This is a genomic window from Kribbella sp. NBC_00382 (assembly GCF_036067295.1).
In the GTDB taxonomy this organism is placed as follows: domain Bacteria; phylum Actinomycetota; class Actinomycetes; order Propionibacteriales; family Kribbellaceae; genus Kribbella.
In genome coordinates this window covers 3,789,110-3,807,768 of the sequence record NZ_CP107954.1, presented here as the reverse complement: position 1 = coordinate 3,807,768, position 18,659 = coordinate 3,789,110, and the positions used below count along the sequence as shown (strand labels likewise).

Annotated in this window: 16 protein-coding genes; 6 read left to right on the top strand and 10 right to left on the bottom strand. The window is 67.4% G+C overall.

Annotation, left to right across the window (positions count from 1 at the left end):
• Positions 1–92 precede the first annotated feature (92 nt).
• The 3 genes from OHA70_RS18660 to OHA70_RS18650 all read left to right on the top strand — a co-directional run bounded on the left by OHA70_RS18660 (position 93) and on the right by OHA70_RS18650 (position 4,031).
• Positions 93–647, top strand: coding sequence for a TetR/AcrR family transcriptional regulator (locus OHA70_RS18660; protein WP_328334251.1), 555 nt, complete (start codon positions 93–95; stop codon positions 645–647).
• A 54-nt stretch (positions 648–701) separates the two neighbouring features.
• Complete coding sequence (locus tag OHA70_RS18655; RefSeq protein WP_328334249.1) at positions 702–2,867, top strand: MMPL family transporter; 2,166 nt, start codon at positions 702–704, stop codon at positions 2,865–2,867.
• A gap of 177 nt (positions 2,868–3,044) precedes the next feature.
• Entirely contained in the window at positions 3,045–4,031 is a 987-nt protein-coding gene (locus OHA70_RS18650; RefSeq protein WP_328334247.1) for a pirin family protein, read from the top strand.
• A 61-nt stretch (positions 4,032–4,092) separates the two neighbouring features.
• Here OHA70_RS18650 and OHA70_RS18645 read toward each other — a convergent pair whose 3' ends face one another.
• From OHA70_RS18645 to OHA70_RS18630, 4 genes are all read right to left on the bottom strand, one after another.
• Positions 4,093–5,370 (bottom strand): glycoside hydrolase family 18 protein, encoded by a 1,278-nt coding sequence (locus OHA70_RS18645; protein ID WP_328334245.1) that lies wholly within the window; start codon positions 5,368–5,370, stop codon positions 4,093–4,095.
• Between the two features lie 162 nt (positions 5,371–5,532).
• Positions 5,533–7,092, bottom strand: a complete 1,560-nt coding sequence (gene purH, locus OHA70_RS18640; RefSeq protein WP_328334243.1) for a bifunctional phosphoribosylaminoimidazolecarboxamide formyltransferase/IMP cyclohydrolase — start codon at positions 7,090–7,092, stop codon at positions 5,533–5,535.
• A complete protein-coding gene (gene purN, locus OHA70_RS18635) occupies positions 7,089–7,733 on the bottom strand; it encodes a phosphoribosylglycinamide formyltransferase (RefSeq protein ID WP_328334241.1) in 645 nt (214 codons plus the stop codon). Before purN ends, purH begins: the two co-directional genes overlap by 4 nt.
• 36 nt (positions 7,734–7,769) lie before the next feature.
• Positions 7,770–9,014, bottom strand: coding sequence for a cell division protein PerM (locus OHA70_RS18630; RefSeq protein WP_328334239.1), 1,245 nt, complete (start codon positions 9,012–9,014; stop codon positions 7,770–7,772).
• A gap of 162 nt (positions 9,015–9,176) precedes the next feature.
• On the opposite strand from OHA70_RS18630, the gene OHA70_RS18625 reads away from it, so the two are divergent.
• Positions 9,177–10,526, top strand: a complete 1,350-nt coding sequence (locus OHA70_RS18625; RefSeq protein ID WP_328334237.1) for a hypothetical protein — start codon at positions 9,177–9,179, stop codon at positions 10,524–10,526.
• A 167-nt stretch (positions 10,527–10,693) separates the two neighbouring features.
• A complete protein-coding gene (locus tag OHA70_RS18620; RefSeq protein WP_328334236.1) occupies positions 10,694–10,990 on the top strand; it encodes a hypothetical protein in 297 nt (98 codons plus the stop codon).
• A 60-nt stretch (positions 10,991–11,050) separates the two neighbouring features.
• On the opposite strand, the gene sucD is transcribed toward OHA70_RS18620, so the two are convergent.
• Positions 11,051–11,941, bottom strand: a complete 891-nt coding sequence (gene sucD / locus OHA70_RS18615) for a succinate--CoA ligase subunit alpha (protein WP_328334234.1) — start codon at positions 11,939–11,941, stop codon at positions 11,051–11,053.
• 13 nt (positions 11,942–11,954) lie between these two features.
• Complete coding sequence (gene sucC / locus OHA70_RS18610) at positions 11,955–13,130, bottom strand: ADP-forming succinate--CoA ligase subunit beta (RefSeq protein WP_328334232.1); 1,176 nt, start codon at positions 13,128–13,130, stop codon at positions 11,955–11,957.
• Positions 13,131–13,313: 183 nt separating this feature from the next.
• Between sucC and OHA70_RS18605 the strand changes: the two genes are divergently transcribed.
• Positions 13,314–14,954 (top strand): glycoside hydrolase family 13 protein, encoded by a 1,641-nt coding sequence (locus OHA70_RS18605; protein WP_328334230.1) that lies wholly within the window; start codon positions 13,314–13,316, stop codon positions 14,952–14,954.
• A 55-nt stretch (positions 14,955–15,009) separates the two neighbouring features.
• Here OHA70_RS18605 and OHA70_RS18600 read toward each other — a convergent pair whose 3' ends face one another.
• The 4 genes from OHA70_RS18600 to OHA70_RS18585 form a co-directional block, all read right to left on the bottom strand.
• Complete coding sequence (locus OHA70_RS18600; RefSeq protein ID WP_328334229.1) at positions 15,010–15,132, bottom strand: hypothetical protein; 123 nt, start codon at positions 15,130–15,132, stop codon at positions 15,010–15,012.
• Positions 15,133–15,181: 49 nt separating this feature from the next.
• Complete coding sequence (locus OHA70_RS18595; protein WP_442913907.1) at positions 15,182–16,060, bottom strand: carbohydrate ABC transporter permease; 879 nt, start codon at positions 16,058–16,060, stop codon at positions 15,182–15,184.
• A complete protein-coding gene (locus tag OHA70_RS18590) occupies positions 16,057–17,115 on the bottom strand; it encodes a carbohydrate ABC transporter permease (RefSeq protein WP_328334227.1) in 1,059 nt (352 codons plus the stop codon). Before OHA70_RS18590 ends, OHA70_RS18595 begins: the two co-directional genes overlap by 4 nt.
• 94 nt (positions 17,116–17,209) lie before the next feature.
• Positions 17,210–18,529, bottom strand: a complete 1,320-nt coding sequence (locus tag OHA70_RS18585; RefSeq protein WP_328334225.1) for an ABC transporter substrate-binding protein — start codon at positions 18,527–18,529, stop codon at positions 17,210–17,212.
• Positions 18,530–18,659: the final 130 nt, after the last annotated feature.

The following is an 18,659-nucleotide window of genomic DNA, read 5'->3' as shown; positions in this document are numbered from 1 at the left end:
GTCTGCCAGGCCCGGCGCGGCGGACGTGAACTGGCGCACAATCCTGACCGATCGGTTGAAAACTGGCCGAGCGGTCAGGAACTATGGGAGGCATGGCAACGAACACCCCGGTCCGCGAGCGCACCCGGCGCGAGATCGTCCAGCAGGCGATGACCCTGTTCCAGGAGAAGGGCTACAACGCCACCTCTCTGCAGGACATCGCCACCGCGGCCGGCTGCTCGAAGGCCACCGTGCTCTACCACTTCAACGGCAAGGCCGCCGTGCTCGTCGCGGTCCTCGAGCCGTCGCACGCCGGGCTGGTGAAGCTGCTCGACGAGGCGTCGGGGCTGCCCGCCGCCGAGGCGCAGCGGGTCGCGATCAAGCGGTTCGTCGAGCTCAACGTCGAGTTCCGTGGCGTGATCAGCGTGCTGCAGGACATCCTGCCGACGATCAAGGAGATGCCTGAGTTCGCTGATCTGATCAGCAAAGGCCTCCAGCTCACCGTGATCATGGCCGGTGGCCCGGACGACCAACTCGAGCTCGACCTGACGAAGTTCGCCGTCAACGGACTGCTTACCGAGTGCCGGTACTCGGTCGAGCGCACCGATGCCGAGTTGCAGGCTCTCTGCGACACAGCACTGCAGCGATTGCTCCGGCCAGCCAGCTGACCGACGCACCAGTTCTCCCCTGCCTGCCCGTACCAGCGAAACGGAAGCATTCTGATGGCCAATCTCCTGTACCGGCTCGGCCGGTTCTCCTACCAGCGGCGGCGGCTCGTCGCGGCGATCTGGACCTTCGTCCTGGTCCTGCTCGGCGTCGGCGCGCTGACGCTCGGCGGCGGGACGACGAACGCCTTCTCGATCCCCGGGACCGAGTCGCAGCGGGCGCTGGACGCGTTGCAGAAGGACCTGCCGGCCGCGAGCGGCGCCTCGTCGTCGGTGGTCGTCAAGGCGCCCGAGGGCAAGAAGCTGACGGACCCGGCCGTGAAGGCGGCAGTCGGTGCGACCGTGGCGAAGGTCGCCAAGGTGCCCGAGGTGATCGCGGCGATCGATCCGTTCACCAGCAAGGCGATCAGCCCGGACGGCACGACGGCTCTGATCAGCGTGCAGTTCGACAAGGCCGCTGATGAGCTGTCCAAGGAGAGTACGGAGGCCTACGACAACCTGGCGTCGCTCAGTTCGGGTGACCTGCAGGTGGTGCCGGGTGGCCAGATCGTCGGTGGGCCGCCGGAGATCGGCTCGACCGAGGCGATCGGGGTCGCGGTGGCGGCGCTGGTCCTGGTCATCACGTTCGGGTCGCTGGTGGCCGCTGGGATGACGCTGCTGACCGCGCTGCTCGGCGTACTGGCCGGGATGGCCGGGTTGTTCATCGTCACCTCCTTTGTTGACGTCTCGTCGACTGCGCCGATCCTGGCGTTGATGCTGGGGCTTGCGGTCGGGATCGACTACGCGTTGTTCATCAGCTCGCGGCATCGCTCGCAGTTGGCGGCGGGGATGGAGATCGAGGAATCCGTTGGCCGGGCGACTGCGACGGCCGGGTCGGCGGTGATGTTCGCCGGGGCGACGGTGGTGATTGCGCTTGCTGGGTTGAGTGTTGTGGGCGTTCCGTTCCTGACGGCGATGGGGTTGGCTGCTGCCGCGACGGTGCTTACCGCAGTACTGGTTGCTTTGACGCTCGGGCCTGCGTTGCTTGGGTTCATGGGTCGTCGGGTGCTGCCGCGGAAGACTCGCAAGGTCGCTGTGGCTCCGGTGGTCGAGGGCTTCGGCTTCCGGTGGGCGCGGTTGGTGACGCGGTTCCGCGTTCCGATTGTTGCCGTGGGCATCATTGGACTCGGGGTGCTGGCGATTCCCACGCAGGACATGCGATTGGCTCTGCCGGATGGGGCGTCGGCTGCGGCCGGTACGAACCAACGGGTCGCGTATGACTTGGCTGCTTCGGCTTTTGGACCGGGGTCGAACGGGCCGCTGGTGGTTGTGGTGAAGAGCGACAGCGCTGCGACGTCTGCTGCGGCGGTCGAGCAGGTGATGGGTAAGGCCAAGGGGTTGGCCGACGTGATCGCAGTACAGCCTGGGCCGGGTAGCAAGGACGGGTCGACGCGGCTGGTCAGCGTGATCCCGAAGAGCGGGCCGGCATCGGAGCAGACGGCCGAACTGGTGAAGGACCTGCGGACCGCGATCCATCCGCTGGAGACCGGTGGTACGACGGTGTCTGTCACCGGAAACACCGCGGTCGGGGTGGATGTGTCCAACAAGCTGACCAACGCGCTGCCGGTCTATCTGCTCGTGGTGATCGGGCTGTCGTTCCTGCTGTTGCTGCTGGCGTTCCGGTCGATCCTGGTGCCGCTGAAGGCGACGCTCGGCTTCTTGCTGACGATCGGCGCGACCTTCGGCATCACCGTCGGGGTGTTCCAGAAGGGCTGGGGCGCGTCACTGCTCGGCGTCGACTCGCCGGGGCCGCTGGTCAGCTTCCTGCCGATCATCATGATGGGCATCCTGTTCGGGCTGGCGATGGACTACGAGGTGTTCATCGTGTCCCGGGTCCGGGAGGAGTTCGTGCACGGCAAGCACGCCACCGAGGCGACCGTCCAGGGCGTCGGCCACGGTGCCCGCGTCGTCACCGCCGCCGCCCTGATCATGGCCGCCGTCTTCGCCGGCTTCATCCTGGTCGACGACCCGATCATCAAAACCATCGGCTTCGGCCTCACCATCGGCGTCCTGATCGACGCCTTCGTAGTCCGGATGTCGATCGTCCCCGCCGTCCTCTCCCTCCTGGGCGGCCGAGCCTGGTACTTCCCCAAGTGGCTGGACCGAATCACCCCGAAGGTAGACATCGAAGGCGACTCTCTCCAGGTAAAGCCAGCGGAGAAGCAGTTGGTCCTCGTCGACTGACCCCGGCCAGAACTGGCGACCTTGACCACCCAGTGGCGACCTTGAACAAGTTATTACCTGTTCAAGGTCGCCACTTTGTGGTCAAGGTCGCCAGTTCGTTGCGGCTGGAATGCCTTGGGGGTTGCTGGGGTTGGGGTGGGTAGTTTATTCTTTAACTATTCCGACCGAGGAGACCTCATGCCTGCCGTGACCGTCAGTGACATCACCGTTCTGCCGCGGGTGCATCAGCCCGATCCGGCCGTCGCGAATGAGCGGAAGGTTCGGTCGGTCACCTCGGCGCCTAGCGGGTATGAGGGTGAGGGGTTCCCGGTACGTCGCGCGTTCGCGGGTGTGGATATGAAGGATCTGGATCCGTTCATCCACATGGACCAGATGGGTGAGGTCGAGTACGCGCCGGGTGAGCCGAAGGGCACCCCGTGGCATCCGCACCGTGGGTTTGAGACCGTCACGTACATGCTCGACGGGATCATGGAGCACCAGGACTCGCAGGGTGGCGGTGGTGTCATCTCCAACGGCGACACCCAGTGGATGACTGCCGGTAGCGGGCTGCTGCACATCGAGACGCCGCCTGAGCACCTCGTACTGAGCGGTGGACTCTTCCACGGCATCCAGCTCTGGGTGAACCTGCCCAAGGCGCAGAAGTGGGCGGCACCGAAGTACCAGGACATCCGTGGTGGCGACTCGGCACTGCTGTCGACCGCTGACGGCGGCGCGCTGATCCGCGTGATCGCGGGCTCCGTCGACGGCCACGAAGGCCCCGGCTCGACCAACACCCCCATCACGCTGGTGCACGCGACGGTCAGCCCGGGCGCCGAGATGGTGCTCCCCTGGCAGCCCGACTACAACGCCCTCGTCTACGTACTTGCCGGCCAGGGCACGGTCGGCGCCGAGCACCGCCCGATCCGCAAGGGTCAGCTCGCGCTCTTCGGCCCCGGCGACACCATCCGTACCGCCGCCGCCCTCTCGCAGCCGTCGGCCGAGCCGAACCTCGACGTACTGATCCTCGGCGGCCGCCCGATCCGCGAACCGATCGCGATGGCCGGCCCGTTCGTGATGAACACCCGCGAAGAGGTCATCCAGGCCTTCGAGGACTTCCAGGCCGGAAAGCTCGGCTCGATCCCGGCCGTCCACGGCCTCGGCACCGACCTGCACGAGTCCAACTGACCCTCGACACAAAAAAGGACCGGCCCGACGCTCTTGAGCGCCGGGCTGGTCCTTTTGTGTGTCAGCGAAGGTTGCGGTGCAGAGCGGTGATCAGCTCACCGTTCGAGGTGTCGCCGTCGAGCGACCAGATCATCGCGCCGCCGAGGTTGCGGTCGGAGATGTACTTGGCCTTGCGCTTCATCTCGATCGGGTCGTCCCAGGTCCAGAACGTCGTACCGTCGAACAGCCAGGCGAACCCGGCCTTGGTGTCGCGGTGGACGGTGAAGCCGGGCAGCTTCACCTTGAGGTCGCGGTAGTCCTCGGTGCCGGCCTCGAACCGCGACGGCGCCGGGCCGGTCGCGGGCTGGAAGAGGCCGTCGTTCTGGTTGGTGACGCCGGTCCAGCCGTGCGAGTAGAACGGCACGCCCATCACCAGCTTGTTCCGTGGGGCGCCGCGGGTGAGGTACGAGTCGATCGTCACCTGCGAGCTGAACTCCGGCGTGGTCGGATCGCCCTTCGGACCGTCGATCGCGGACTGCTGGTTGGTCAGCGGCTCCCACGTGCCGTGGTAGTCGTAGCCCTGCGTCGTACCGAAGGTGAGGTCCCTGAAGATCTTGGAGACCTCGAAGCCGCGGTCGATCATCGCCGGGTTGGCCGGCAGGAAGGCGCTCAGCGTGTACCGGCCGCTGAACGGCCACGAGGCGCGGTCGAGCTGCTTGCGGTACTCGTGCACGAAACCGGTGAAGTTCTGCTTGTCCTCGGGCCGGATGACGTTGCCCGGGTTGCCCTCGCTGGCCGGCCACTCCCAGTCCAGGTCGACGCCGTCGAAGATGCCCTTGGCGGCACCGGCCGGAGCGCCCGGCAGGTTGCCCTTGATCCACATGTCCAGGCAGGACTTCACGCTCGCGGCCCGGTTGGCCGGGAGCGCGGCGTCGGAGAAGTACTTCGAGCCGGTCCAGCCGCCGATCGAGATGCTGATCCGCAGCTTCGGGAACTTCTTCTTCAGCTGCTTGAGCTGGTTCAGGTTGCCGGACAGCGGCTGGCCGGCGACATCCGCCGTGCCGTTGACGCTCTGCTCCGCGGTGAACGGCCGCTGGTAGTCGGCCCACGGGTCGCTGCTGATGCAGTTGCCGGAGGCATCCAGGAAGCCGAACGCGTAGTTCAGGTGGGTGAGTTTGGCGGCCGTACCGTTCTTGACCAGGTCACTGACCAGGAAGTTGCGGTCGTAACCGCTCCACTGGGTGTAGTAACCGACAACACGCTTCTGACTGTGGGCCTCGGCGGGCACCGCGGTCAGGGCCACAGGGACCACGACCGCGGCTGCCACGAGCAGCGCGAGACTCCGACGTTTCACCGACATGCTTCTCCCCAACGGGCGGGTGGAGGGACAGTTGCCTCACCCTAGGTCGGCCCGAGTTATTTAGGCAATGTCCCTGCGAAAGCAATTTCCTACCACCCGCGCCGCCTGAGAGAGCGCTTTCTTACCCCAGTCCCTGGACGAACTCCGGGTCTAACTCTGGGACTAGTGGAAGAAGTGGCGGGTTCCGGTGAAGTACATGGTGACGCCGGCCTTGTTCGCGGCCTCGATGGCGAGGTCGTCACGGATCGAGCCACCGGGCTGGACGACGGCCTTCACGCCGGCCTCCAGCAGCACCTCGAGCCCGTCCGGGAACGGGAAGAAGGCGTCCGAGGCGGCTACCGAGCCGGCCGCGCGCTCGCCGGCCCGGGAGACGGCCAGCTTGCAGGAGTCGACCCGGTTGACCTGGCCCATGCCGACGCCGACCGAGGCGCCGTCGGAGGCGAGCAGGATCGCGTTGGACTTGACCGCGCGGCAGGCCTTCCAGGCGAAGTCGAGGTCGGCCAGCACCTCGTCGGAGACGGCCTCGCCGGCCGCCAGCGTCCACTTCGACGGGCTGTCGCCGTCGGCCTGGAAGGCGTCCCGCGCCTGCATCAGCAGACCGCCGCTGACGGCCCGGATCTCGACCGGCTGGTCGAAGCTCATCGGCGGGCAGACCAGCAGCCGGATGTTCTTCTTGGCCTGCAGGATCTCGACCGCGCCGTCCTCGTACGCCGGGGCGACGAGCACCTCGGTGAAGATCTCCGCGACCTGCTTGGCCAGCTCGACCGTGACCGGGCGGTTAGTGGCGATCACGCCGCCGTACGCCGAGACCGGGTCGCACTCGTGCGCGCGCCGGTGCGCCTCGGCGATGTCCTTGCCGACCGCGATGCCACACGGGTTCGCGTGCTTGATGATCGCGACGGCCGGCTCGCTGAAGTCATAGGCCGTACGCCGGGCCGCGTCCGCGTCGACGTAGTTGTTGTACGACATCTCCTTGCCGTGCAGCTGCTCGGCGGACGCCAGACCCGTGCGGCCGTTGGTGTAGAGCGCGGCCGGCTGGTGCGGGTTCTCGCCGTAGCGAAGTACCGCCTTCTTGTCCCAGGCAGCACCGATCCAGGCCGGGAAGCCCGAGCCCTCGCTGCTGTCGGTGAGCACGTTGCCCATCCAGGAGGCGACGGCCACGTCGTACTCCGCGGTGTGCACGAAGGCCGCCGCAGCAAGCTTCTTCCGCTCGTCCAGCGAGAAGCCGCCCTCGTCCAGCACGGTGTAGACGTCGGCGTACTGCTCCGGCGACGTCACCACGGCCACGTTCGCGTGGTTCTTGGCCGCACCGCGGACCATCGACGGACCGCCGATGTCGATCTGCTCGACGCACTCGTCGACCGAGGCGCCGGACGCGACCGTCTCGCTGAACGGGTACAGGTTGCTGACCAGCAGGTCGAACGGCTCGACCCGCATCTCGGCCAGCTGCTCGACGTGGTCGGGCTTGCGGACATCGGCGAGCAGCCCGGCGTGCACCTTCGGGTGCAGCGTCTTGACCCGCCCGTCCAGGCACTCGGGGAAGCCGGTCAGGTCCTCGACCTTGGTGACCGGTACGCCGGCCGCCGCGATCCGGGAAGCGGTGGAGCCGGTCGAGACGATCTGGACCCCGGCTTCGGACAGCGCCTTCGCGAGCTCCTCCAGACCGGTCTTGTCGTAGACGCTGATCAGCGCCCGGCGGATCGGCCTGCGGTCGGTGCTCACTTCAGTCGAACCTTTCGTCCGGTGATGGTCCAGCCGTTGCGGACCAGCTTGCCGACCCACTCCACCAGCTGGCGGCGTTCGTCGTCCTTGATCCGCTCGGTCAGGGTTTCTTCGGTGTCGTCATCGAGAACCGGTACGACGACCTGGCTGATGATCGGCCCGGTGTCGACGCCGCCGTCGACGAAGAAGAGCGTCGCCCCGGCCACCTTGACGCCGTACGCGAGCGCGTCGCGCGGTCCGTGAATGCCGGGAAAGGCGGGCAGCAGCGCGTTGTGGGTGTTGATGTAGCGATCTCCGAAGCCGGCCAGGAAGTCGTCACCGACCAGCTTGAGGAACCCGGCCGAGACGACCAGGTCGGGCTTGTACTGCGCGACGGACGCCGTCAGGGCGCGATCCCAGTCGGCCCGCTCGGCGTGGTCCTTGACCTTGTGCACGAATGTCGGCACCCCGGCCGCCTCGGCGCGCTCGAGCCCGGCGATACCGTCCCGATCCGCGCCGACCGCCACCACCTGGGCGCCGTAGGCCGGATCCGCGGAGGCGTCCAGCAGGGCCTGCAGGTTCGAGCCGGAGCCCGAGATGAGCACGACGAGGCGCGCGGGCTCGGGGGTGGGCGCAACCGGATCTGTCACTCGGCAAACCATATCGTCCGAGCCCGCCCGGACGAGAATCCGGTAGAGCTACTCGGCCGGCTGCGGGCGCCGGGCCGTGACGATGGCCGCGGTGATCGCCGCTCCGATCGCCATTCCCGCGACGAGCACGCCGGCCGCAGGGATCGCGCCCGAGACGCCGACCTGAGCCATCCGGCCCGGCCCGGCGGCGCCACCCGACAGCGTCATCAGCACCAGCAGCACGATCCCGGCCAGCAGGGCAGCGATGGCACCGCGCAGAGCGAAGGCATCCCAGCCCAGCACGTCCGAGTCCGCCGCAGCCATTCCACGACGGGCGACCACGAACCCGGCCATCACCCCGGCCAGCAGCGGCACGAGGGCCGTCAGCACGAGCAGGTACGTCGGTGTCGCGCCATCCGCCGGTACTGCGGCCAGCAACGGCAGCGCGGGCAGATTGCCGACATCCACCCCGGTGGGGGCGATCGTCGTACCGACTCCGAGTTGGAAGCCAGGGCCGGCGAGGAACGCCACGACGTACAGGATCACGTTGGGGAGCAGCATCAGGCAGATCGCGAAGAGGACCACTGAGCCGACCACACCGGCGTCGAGCAGCTCCAGCATCGAGGTGACGCGGGAGAAGTGGACTGCCAGCAGTACGGCGTACAGGAGGCTGGCCACGGCCACGATCGTCAGTACCGCGGCCATGGCGGCAGGGACCACGTCACGCAGTCCCGGCGGGGTGGCGTCGGCTATGTCCCTAGCGGCTCCGGACTCGACCAGTATCCCGGCAGTGCCCGCGACGAGCGCCAGTGTGGCGGCACCAAGGAACGCTGACGCCGGGGAGACCTTCACAGCGCCGTCGGAGGTCAGGAGCGCGATGATGAGCGCACCGAGCCCGTAGGTGACAGCGAGCACTCCGGCAGCCGTTGCGAGGTCCTTGGTCTGGTCCGCCCCGCTGACCCGGGCAGTGAACCGGCCACCGCGGTACAGGCACCAGGCGAGGAACAGGGTCAGGCCAAGCGGAGCAACGCTGAGCCGTGCGTCACCGAGAGTGGCACCGGCCTTGTGAGCGACCAACCACACAGTGGCACCGGCCCGGACCGCACCGGCCGCGCCACCGAAGGCCGCGGCAAGCCAGCCGACCACTGCGACGGCAGCGCAGGCCAGTAGACCGGTGAGCAGGCAAGCACCTGCTCCTATCACCGCCGAGACGATCACCGGCTTCGTCGGTGCGATGGCGTCGGGCTGGGCGGGCCCGGGCGCCTGGTGAGATCCGCCGTCACGGGCGCCCGGACGGCTCATCATGTCGGTCATCTGCCTCCATCGTCACTCGCTGCCTGGACGCCGCTCGTTCTGACACGCCGGATATGGAAGACTTCGGCCCTGCTCGCTCTCTGTTAATTGCTTGGACTCGGGGTGGATGACGACGGACCACCAGGTACCGTCGGGTGGAATCAGTCTGGAGGTCAAGAACTAGTGACCGGTTCCCACCGCGCCTCGCGGGGCGGCAGTCGTGCCGCCGCCCGGGAGGCACGCCGTCAGCAAACGCGCCGACGGAACCAGTTGATCGGTGCCGGAGCGGCCGCGCTGCTCGTCATCGGCGGCGGCGGTATCGCGGCGGTGAACGCCTTCGGTGGCAGCGACTCCCCCGGCGACGCGAAGTCCGGCAAGGGCCAGGACGACGGTTCGGGCGGCGGCGACTCGGGCCTGCTCGGCGACGCCACCAAGACGCTGCTCGACGGCTACGCGGCCAAGCAGCTCGCGCCCGCATCGGGAGCCTGGGCCGTGGCCAGCACCGACGACGGCAGCAGCGCCCCCGACAAGGCCTTCGTCTGCCAGTCGCAGCGGTTCGCCGACCCGGCCGGCATCCGGACCTGGATCCGCAACTTCCGCAACCCGTCGACCAAGGAGACCGCGGTCCAGTACGTCGAGGTCTCCAACGACGAGGCGGCGGCCGGCAAGGCGTACAGCACGATCACCGGCTGGCTCAGCGCCTGCAACACCCCGCAGATCCGGTTGGTCGCCAGCTACACGACCGACGGCCTCGGCAGCAAGGGCGTGGTGGCCGTCTTCGGCCAGCCCGGCGACAAGTCGAACAAGTACCGCACGATCAGCGTGAGCACCGCGGGCCAGGCGACGATGGTGGTCGAGTACGACACCACCGCCAAGACCCCGCCGAAGCCGGACACCGTCATCGCGACCGCCGGCGCCGGGCTGAAGCGAATCTGCGCCGAGGCGAAGTGCACGACCGGTACGCCGACCGCCAAGCCGGGCCTGCTGCCGACCACCGAGCCGGCCGGCTTCATGGCGCCGATCGACCTGCCGGTACTGCCGAGCATCGACAAGCCCTGGGTCAGCACGGCCGGTGCGGCACCCAAGGGCAGCGGCTGCGAGACCGAGAAGCTCGACATCAAGAAGGCCAAGCCCAAGTCGTACAAGTCGCAGACGTACGTCGTACCGGAGGCCAAGGTGCCGGCCGAGTTCGGGCTGGACACCATGGTGGCGAACTTCGCCAGCCCGGCCGCGGCGAACACCTACGTCGCCGCGATCCGCAAGGCGGTCGACACCTGCAAGAAGACCCAGTCGAACGCGACCGTGAAGGCGACCGGCGACGTCGCCCTGGGCACCAGCATCAAGGGCGAGAGCTGGCGCGCGTCGTACGAGACCGGCAACAACAAGACCTTCACCTACCGGGTCGGGATCGCGGTGTCCGGATCCCGCGCGATCTACGTGCTCTACCCGGTGCTGGAGGACCTGGACATCACCAACTCCGGTTTCAACGAAGTACTGATCCGGGCAGCCGAACGGTCCGCGGCGTACAAGTAGCTCCGGTTCCTCGCCGCGGACCGGAACACTTCGTTTTTAGTCGAAAGGCTAGGCAGGGCAAAAAGCCCGCCGTACCGTTCTATTAGGCGAAGGTTTTCCTGGCCGGCCGTCGCCGATTAGTGCCAGCACGTCGAAAATGGCCATTGATCAATATGTGAGGAAAATCGATGAACAAATTCGTCGCCGCAGGACTCACGACGGCTGCCCTGGGTGGTGCGCTGTTGGCCGGCGCAGCCCCCGCCTCTGCCGCGCCCGCCTTGTCGGCCGCACCGGCGGCCGCGGTCCAGCAGACCGTCTCCCAGAGCCCGAGCACGGTACAGGGATACGAGTACTACACGTGGTACTGGGCGCGGGACACCTGCGAGAGCGAGGGCGCCAAGCTGCAGGTCCGCGGCGTCATCTCGAACTACTACTGCCAGCAGAGCGGCTGGACCACCTGGTACCTGTACGTCCTTTACCGCTGATCAAAAAGAATTCGCCCCGCCGGGCCCGGCGGGGCGAATTCTTTTTGATTACTTGCGTTGTTACTTGGTGAGCTCCTGCATGATGCCGCGCATCAGGTTGGCGGTCTCGCTCGGCGTCTTGCCGACCTTCACGCCGACGGCCTCGAGGGCCTCCTTCTTCGCGGCCGCGGTGCCCGACGAGCCGGAGACGATGGCGCCGGCGTGGCCCATCGTCTTGCCCTCCGGGGCGGTGAAGCCGGCCACGTAGCCGACGACCGGCTTGGTGACGTTCTCCTTGATGAACGCCGCCGCCCGCTCCTCGGCGTCGCCGCCGATCTCGCCGATCATCACGATCGCGTCGGTCTCCGGGTCGTCCTGGAAGGCCTGCAGCGCGTCGATGTGGGTGGTGCCCACGATCGGGTCGCCGCCGATGCCGATCGCGGTGGAGAAGCCGAAGTCGCTCAGCTCGTACATCATCTGGTAGGTCAGCGTGCCCGACTTCGACACCAGGCCGATCCGGCCGGCGCCGGCGATGCTGGCCGGGATGATGCCCGCGTTGGACTCGCCCGGCGTGATGATGCCGGGGCAGTTCGGGCCGATGATCCGGGTGGTCCCGGAGGCCTGCGCGGCGGCGAAGAACGCGGCGGTGTCGTGCACCGGCACGCCCTCGGTGATCACCACGACCAGCGGCATGCCGGCCTCGATCGCCTCCATCACGGCGTCCTTGGTGAACTTCGGCGGCACGAAGATGACCGACACGTCGGCGCCGGTCTCCTTGATCGCGTCGGCGACGGTACCGAAGACGGCCACCGCCTTGCCGTCGAAGTCGACCGACTGGCCGGCCTTGCGCGGGTTCACGCCGCCGACGATGTTGGTGCCCGAGGCAAGCATCCGGGTGGTGTGCTTGGTGCCTTCCGAGCCGGTCATGCCCTGCACGATGACCTTGCTGTCCTTGGTCAGGAAGATAGACATTTCAGCTTTTCCCTTACTCCGCTGCCAGCTCGGCGGCCCGCTTGGCGGCGCCGTCCATCGTGTCGACCCGCTCGAGTCCGGCCAGGCCGGCCTCGTCGAGGATCCGGCGGCCCTCCTCGGCGTTGTTGCCGTCCAGCCGGACGACCAGCGGCTTGCTCACGGCCTCGCCGCGGGCGGCCAGCAGCTCGAACGCCTGGACGATGCCGTTGGCGACCGCGTCACAGGCGGTGATACCGCCGAAGACGTTGACGAAGACGCTCTTCACCTGGGCGTCGGAGATGATGATCTCCAGCCCGTTCGCCATCACCTCGGCGGACGCGCCGCCACCGATGTCGAGGAAGTTGGCGGGCTTGACGCCACCGAACTCCTCACCGGCGTAGGCGACCACGTCGAGGGTGCTCATCACGAGACCCGCGCCGTTGCCGATGATGCCGACGGAGCCGTCGAGCTTCACGTAGTTCAGGCCCTTGGCCTTGGCCGCGGCCTCCAGCGGGTCCTGCGCCGAGCTGTCGGCGTAGTCCGCGAACTCCGGGTGCCGGAACTCGGCGTTCTCGTCCAGCGAGACCTTGCCGTCGAGCGCCTCGACCCGGCCGTCCTTGAGCTTGACCAGCGGGTTGACCTCGACCAGCGTCGCGTCCTCGCTCAAGAAGACCTCGTACAGCTTGACGATCTCCGGCGCGACCGCGTCGATGATGTCGGCCGGGTAGCCGGCTGCCGTCGCGATCTCCCGGGCCTTGGCCTCGTCGACACCCTGGGCCGGGTCGATCGAGATCTTGGCGACCGCGTCCGGGTTCGTGTGCGCGACCTCCTCGATCTCCATCCCGCCGGCGGCGGAGGCGATGCAGAGGTAGTTGCGGTTGGCCCGGTCGATCAGGAAGGAGAAGTAGTACTCCTCCGCGATCGCCGCGGCCGGGACGATGTTCAGGATCTTGACGATGTGACCCTTGATGTCCAGGCCCAGGATCTCGCGGGCGCGCTCCTCGGCCTCGTCCGGGTTGGCGGCCAGCTTCACGCCGCCTGCCTTACCGCGGCCACCGGTCAGCACCTGGGCCTTCACGACCACCGTGCCGCCACCGAGCTTCTCGGCCGCAGCGCGTGCTTCCTCGGGCGTGGTGACGACTTCACCCACCGTCGTCCCTACACCGTGCTTGGCGAAGACAGTCTTCGCCTGGTACTCCATCAGATCCACGAGTGTGGTCCCTCTCTCGCCTGTTCGAGTTAGGCCGCGGCAGGCTGCGGTGCTAGAGAGGCACGGTCGCCGGCGCGTTCCGTCGGCCTGAGACTAGCCACCTCATGCCTTGCTGCGACAGTCGGGGTACACGCTGAGACGACCGTCACAGGTCTCTTGCGCCCGCGTGAAAGGCTGGTTGCCATGACAGAACAAGCGACCAGACCAGCTGACGACTGGTGGCGTAGCGCCGTCGTCTACCAGGTTTACCCTCGGTCGTTCGCCGATGCGGACGGTGACGGAACCGGTGACGTGAACGGCATCCGCTCGAAGCTGCCGTACCTGGCCGAGCTCGGCATCGACGCGATCTGGATCAGCCCGTGGTACCCGTCCCCGCTGCTCGACGGCGGCTACGACGTGGCCGACTACCGCGACATCAACCCGGAGTTCGGCACCCTGGCGGACGCCGACGCGCTGATCGCCGAGGCGCACGCGCTGGGGATCCGGATCCTGATCGACCTGGTCCCGAACCACTGCTCCTGGGAGCACCCGTGGTTCAAGGCCGCGTTGGCCGCGGAGAAGGGCTCGCCCGAGCGCGACCTGTTCTGGTTCCGCGACGGCAAGGACGGTGGCCTGCCGCCGACGAACTGGCCGGCCGCCTTCGGTGGGGGCGCCTGGCAACAGATCGAGGACGGCCAGTGGTACCTGCACATGTTCGACATCTCGCAGCCGGACTGGAACTGGGACAACCCCACGGTGATCGAGGAGTTCGACTCGATCCTGCGGTTCTGGTTCGACCGGGGCATCGACGGCTTCCGGATCGACGTCGCCGACTCGATGGCGAAGGACGCGTCGCTGCCGGACGTACCGCTCGACCCCGACGGTCACCCGACCAGGGACAAGTACGTCGGCAACCCGTTCTACGACCAGCCCGGCGTGCACCCCATCCACCAGCGCTGGCGGGCCATCGCGGACGAGTACGCCGACAGCCCGCAGGGTCCGCGGGTGTTCGTTGCCGAGGCATGGCTGTCCCCGGCCGAGCGGCTCGCGCAGTACGTAAGGTCGAACGAGTTGCACTCCGCGTTCAACTTCGACGTACTCCGGGCCGCGTGGGACGCGAAGGAGCTTCGCCAGGTCATCGACTACACCACCGAGAGCCTCTGGGCCGTCGGGGCGCCGGCGACGTGGGTACTCAGCAACCACGACACCGTTCGGCACCGCACCCGGTATGGACGGGATCAACGGGATGCGTTGGAGGGTGCGGGCGTAGTACCGGTTGATCTGGCACTGGGGCTTCGGCGGGCCAGGGCGGCTGCTCTGCTCGAGTTGGCGCTGCCCGGTGGCGCGTACATCTACCAGGGCGACGAGTTGGGTCTGCCTGAGGTCGAGGACCTGCCGGAGGAGGTACTGGACGATCCCACCTGGGAGCGCTCGGGCCACACCGTCCGTGGGCGCGACGGCTGCCGCGTGCCGATCCCGTGGAGCGGCAGCGAACCGCCGTACGGCTTCGGTACTGGCGACAGCCAGCCCTGGCTCCCCCAACCGGCCGACTGGGCTCCCCTGACGGCAGAGGCCGAGGCAGCCGACCCCAACAGCCACCTGGCCCTCTACAAGGCAGCACTCCGCATCCGCCGCTCCGAGGAAGCCCTGGGCGAAGGCCGTCTCACCTGGGACCTCGACGCCCCCGACGGCGTCCTGTCCTTCACCCGCGACCCGGGCTTCCGCTGCGTGGTCAACCTGGGCGAGGCACCGATCGACCTGCCGACCGGCGAAGTACTGCTGGCCAGCGAGCCCGTCACCGGCGGGCAGCTCCCGGTGGACGCCACCGTCTGGCTCAAGGTCTGAGACAAGCCGAGGGGCTGGACCCTGATCGGATCCAGCCCCTCGGTATCAGTTGCTGTCAGCGCTTCTCGTCGCGATCCCGCCGGTCCCGCTCATCACGGGCGCGACGCTCCTGCTCTTCGCGGTCCCTGCGGTCCCGGTCCTCTTGGTCGCGCTTGTTCCGGTTGTCTCCGTAGCTCATCTGCCACCTCCAGCGGCTAGGCCTCTGACCATACGCCGGTTGAAGGTGCCTACTTCACGCCGCCGGCGGTGAGGCCTGCGACGATCCGGCGCTGGAAGATCAGGACCGCGATCACCAGCGGGATGGTGACGACCACCCCGGCCGCCATCTGGCTGCCGAACGGCTGGTCCCGGCCGGACGCGCCGGTGAACTGCGAGATCACCACGTTGGCGGTCTGGATCTCCTTGCGGTTGACCATGCTCAGCGCGATCAGGAACTCGTTCCAGGCCGCGATGAAGGTGATGATCGCGGTGGTGAACACGCCTGGTGCCGCCAGCGGGATGATCACCTTGCGGAACGCCTGGGCCGGTGTGCAGCCGTCCACCATCGCCGCCTGTTCCAGTTCTCTGGGCATCTGCCGGAAGAACGTGGTCAGGTTCCACACCGCCAGTGGCAGCGCGAACGACAGGCTGGGCACGATCATCGCCTGGTAGGTGTTGATCCAGCTGATGTCGACGAACAGCTTCTTCAGCGGGATCACCAGCGAGATGCCGGGGAACATCGAGGTGGTGATGATGATCGCCAGCACGAAGTTCTTGAACCGGAACTCCAGCCGGGCCAGCGTGTAGGCCGCGACCATCCCGATGACCAGGGTCAGGATCGTCACTGTGCCGGCCACGATCAGGCTGTTCAGCAAACCTCTGCCGAAGCCTGTTCCTGGCTTGAAGACGTCCTTGATGTTCTGCACCGACCAGGTTGTCGGGATGATCGAGTTGCTGAACTGGTCGGACGGCCGGCGCAGCGCCGACACGACCATCCAGTAGAACGGCGCCAGGCAGTAGAGCACGATCAGCGCGACACCCAGCAACGGCGCCCACCGGCGCAGCGGCCCGGCCTCGGCGGCCTTGACATCGATCTTCGCGGGAGCCTTCTCAGCTACGGCCATCAGAACCCTCCTCCGCCACCAGCGGCAGCCGCCGGCCCGACCCCGGGCGGCGCGTCAAGCTTGTTCTTGCTCTTGCCGTTCTTCTTGCCCTTCTTCTTCTGCACGGCGTCTCCGAGCACGTCGGCGCCGAGCAGTTTGACGAACACGAAGGCGGTCACCGCGACGTAGATGAACAGCAGCGTCGCGTACGCCGCGGCCGGCCCGTACCGGTTCTGGTTCGACTCCAGATAGGCCAGGATCGACAACGTCTCCACCGAGGACTTGTTGGCTCCGACCAGCACGAACGGCAGGTCGAAGATCCGCAGCGTGTCGAGAATGCGGAACAGCACCGCAACCAGCAGAGCCGGTTTGACCAGCGGCAACGTGATCCGGATGAAGGTGTTGAACGGGCTCGCCCCGTCCACCTTGGCGGCCTCGTAGACCTCGTCCGGAATCGTCTGCAGGCCCGCCAGTACCAGCAGCCCGATGAACGGTGCGGTCTTCCAGGTGTCGGCGATGATGACCGACAGGACCGACTGCCAGCCTTCGGTCGACCAGAGGATCTGCTGGCCGAGCAACGCGTTCGCGGCACCGTCGGCCTGGAAGATCCACTTCCAGAGCAGCGCCGAGACGACCGTCGGGATCGCCCACGGCACCAGGATGGCGGCGCGGACGACACTGCGACCCTTGAACGCCTTGTGCATCACCATGGCCATCGCCATCCCGAGAATGGTCTCCAGGACCACACAGGTGACGGTGAAGAACGTGGTGTTGTAGAAGGCGTTCCAGAAACGGTCGCCGACCTCGCCGCTGAAGATCGCGGTGAAGTTGTCCAGGCCGACGAACTGCGAGCCCTGGACGATGAAGCCGTCGGCGTCGACGCGGTCGCCGCTGGTGTAGAGCGACTCGCGCAACGCGGCGATGATCGGATAGACGACGACCAGGACCAAGACGATCAGGGTCGGTGACAACAGCGTGGCTGCGAGCCGGCCGGTGCCCTCGTTGAACGAGGTGACCCGGTCGGCCTTGGTGGTCTGCTTGCCTGGTCCGGCCTTGACCGGGGCGGCGGATGCACTCACCTTTGCCTCCTTCTCTCCACCCGGCGGAGCCGGGCAGGGACAGGCCAGGGCCGGCACGTCGACAGTTCGTCGAGTACCGGCCCCGCCGTTTCGATCATGGGGTGATGAGTGAGCTCAGCTTGGTCTGCAGACCGGCCAGCGCATCCTTGGGTGGTGTCGTGCCGGTCAGGGCGCCGTACGCGGCTTCCTGGATGGCAGTGGTGACATCGCCGTACTTGACCACCTTGGGCCGCGACTTGGCGGACCCGATCGAGGCCTTCAGCGGTGCGAGGTACGGGAACTGCTTGTTCAGCGCGGCGTCGTCGTACAGCGAGGCCCAGGTCGGCGCCTGCGACGTCTTCTCGATGTTGGCCCGCTGGCGTTCCTCGCTGGCCATGAAGTTGATGAAGTCGACCGCGGTCGCCTTGTTCTTGGCGAACTCGTTGATGCCGTAGTTGTGACCGCCCAGGGTCGAGACCCCGGCGCCGTCCTTGCCCGGCAGCGGCGCGACCGCGAACTTGCCGGCCACCTTGGACGAGCCGTCGGTCTTGTTGGCCAGCGCGTACATGTACGGCCAGTTGCGGTGGAAGACCAGGTTGCCTTCCTGGAAGGCCCGGCGACCCGGCTCCTCCTGGTACGTGATGGCGGCCTTCGGGATCTCACCCGACTTGAAACCGTCGACCAGGAACTGCAGACCGGCCAGCGCCTCCGGGGTGTCCACGTTCGGCTTGCCGTCGTCGCCGACGACCACACCGCCCGCACCGTTGACAGCCTCGGAGAAGTTCACCGTCAGGCCTTCGTACTTCTCGAACTGACCGGCGTAGCAGCTGATCGTCTTGCCCTCGGGCAGCGCCTTGACCTTGTCGCAGGCGGCCTTCATCTCGGCCCACGTGGTCGGCGGCTTCACACCCGCCTTGTCCAGCAGGTCCTTGCGGTAGTAGAGCAATCCACCATCGGACGTGACCGGTACGGCGTACAGCTTGTCCCGGTACTTCGCCGTGTCGACCGTTGACGGCAGCAACTTGCCGAGGTCGGGGAACTTGTCCTCGGGCAGCTGGGTGATCCACCGGTTGGCCGCGAACTCGGCGGTCCAGACGACATCGAGGTTGAGCACCGTGAAGGTGTCCGACTTCGCCTGCGCGTTCTGGATCATCTGGCTGCGCTGGGCATCGGCCGACTCGGGTAGCTCCGAGACGGTCACCTTCTGGTCCGGGTGCTGCGAGTTCCAGGCCGCGACCTGGGCCCCGAGGTTGCCGGAGGTGTCCTTGCCGGTGGCAAACGTAATCGGCCCGCGGCCTTCCAGTGCCCCCGCCGCCGCGCCACCCGTGTCGCTCTTGCTTCCGTCGTCACCGCCACACGCGGAGGCGAGCAGCGCCAAGCTGCCGGCCACGGCCAGAGCGACCGCCTTGCGCGTATGTGATCGTTCAAACCTCATCGTGTACCTGCCCTCTCCCGATGGGATGTCACATGGTCCTGCGTCGGTCGTCCGCAGACCCCCACCACGCTGCGAGCCGGCCTCTCCGGACAGTAACCGAGATCGGGGCCGATGTGTCCTGAGCCACACA

Bases quoted from the DNA above. Each gene is read 5' to 3' on its own strand.
- OHA70_RS18660 (WP_328334251.1), top strand. From the start codon at position 93: ATGGCAACGAACACCCCGGTCCGCGAGCGCACCCGGCGCGAGATCGTC.
- OHA70_RS18655 (WP_328334249.1), top strand. From the start codon at position 702: ATGGCCAATCTCCTGTACCGGCTCGGCCGGTTCTCCTACCAGCGGCGG.
- OHA70_RS18650 (WP_328334247.1), top strand. From the start codon at position 3,045: ATGCCTGCCGTGACCGTCAGTGACATCACCGTTCTGCCGCGGGTGCAT.
- OHA70_RS18645 (WP_328334245.1), bottom strand. From the start codon at position 5,370: ATGTCGGTGAAACGTCGGAGTCTCGCGCTGCTCGTGGCAGCCGCGGTC.
- purN (WP_328334241.1), bottom strand. From the start codon at position 7,733: ATGGTTTGCCGAGTGACAGATCCGGTTGCGCCCACCCCCGAGCCCGCG.
- OHA70_RS18630 (WP_328334239.1), bottom strand. From the start codon at position 9,014: ATGACCGACATGATGAGCCGTCCGGGCGCCCGTGACGGCGGATCTCAC.
- OHA70_RS18620 (WP_328334236.1), top strand. From the start codon at position 10,694: ATGAACAAATTCGTCGCCGCAGGACTCACGACGGCTGCCCTGGGTGGT.
- sucD (WP_328334234.1), bottom strand. From the start codon at position 11,941: ATGTCTATCTTCCTGACCAAGGACAGCAAGGTCATCGTGCAGGGCATG.
- OHA70_RS18605 (WP_328334230.1), top strand. From the start codon at position 13,314: ATGACAGAACAAGCGACCAGACCAGCTGACGACTGGTGGCGTAGCGCC.
- OHA70_RS18600 (WP_328334229.1), bottom strand. From the start codon at position 15,132: ATGAGCTACGGAGACAACCGGAACAAGCGCGACCAAGAGGACCGGGAC.
- OHA70_RS18585 (WP_328334225.1), bottom strand. From the start codon at position 18,529: ATGAGGTTTGAACGATCACATACGCGCAAGGCGGTCGCTCTGGCCGTG.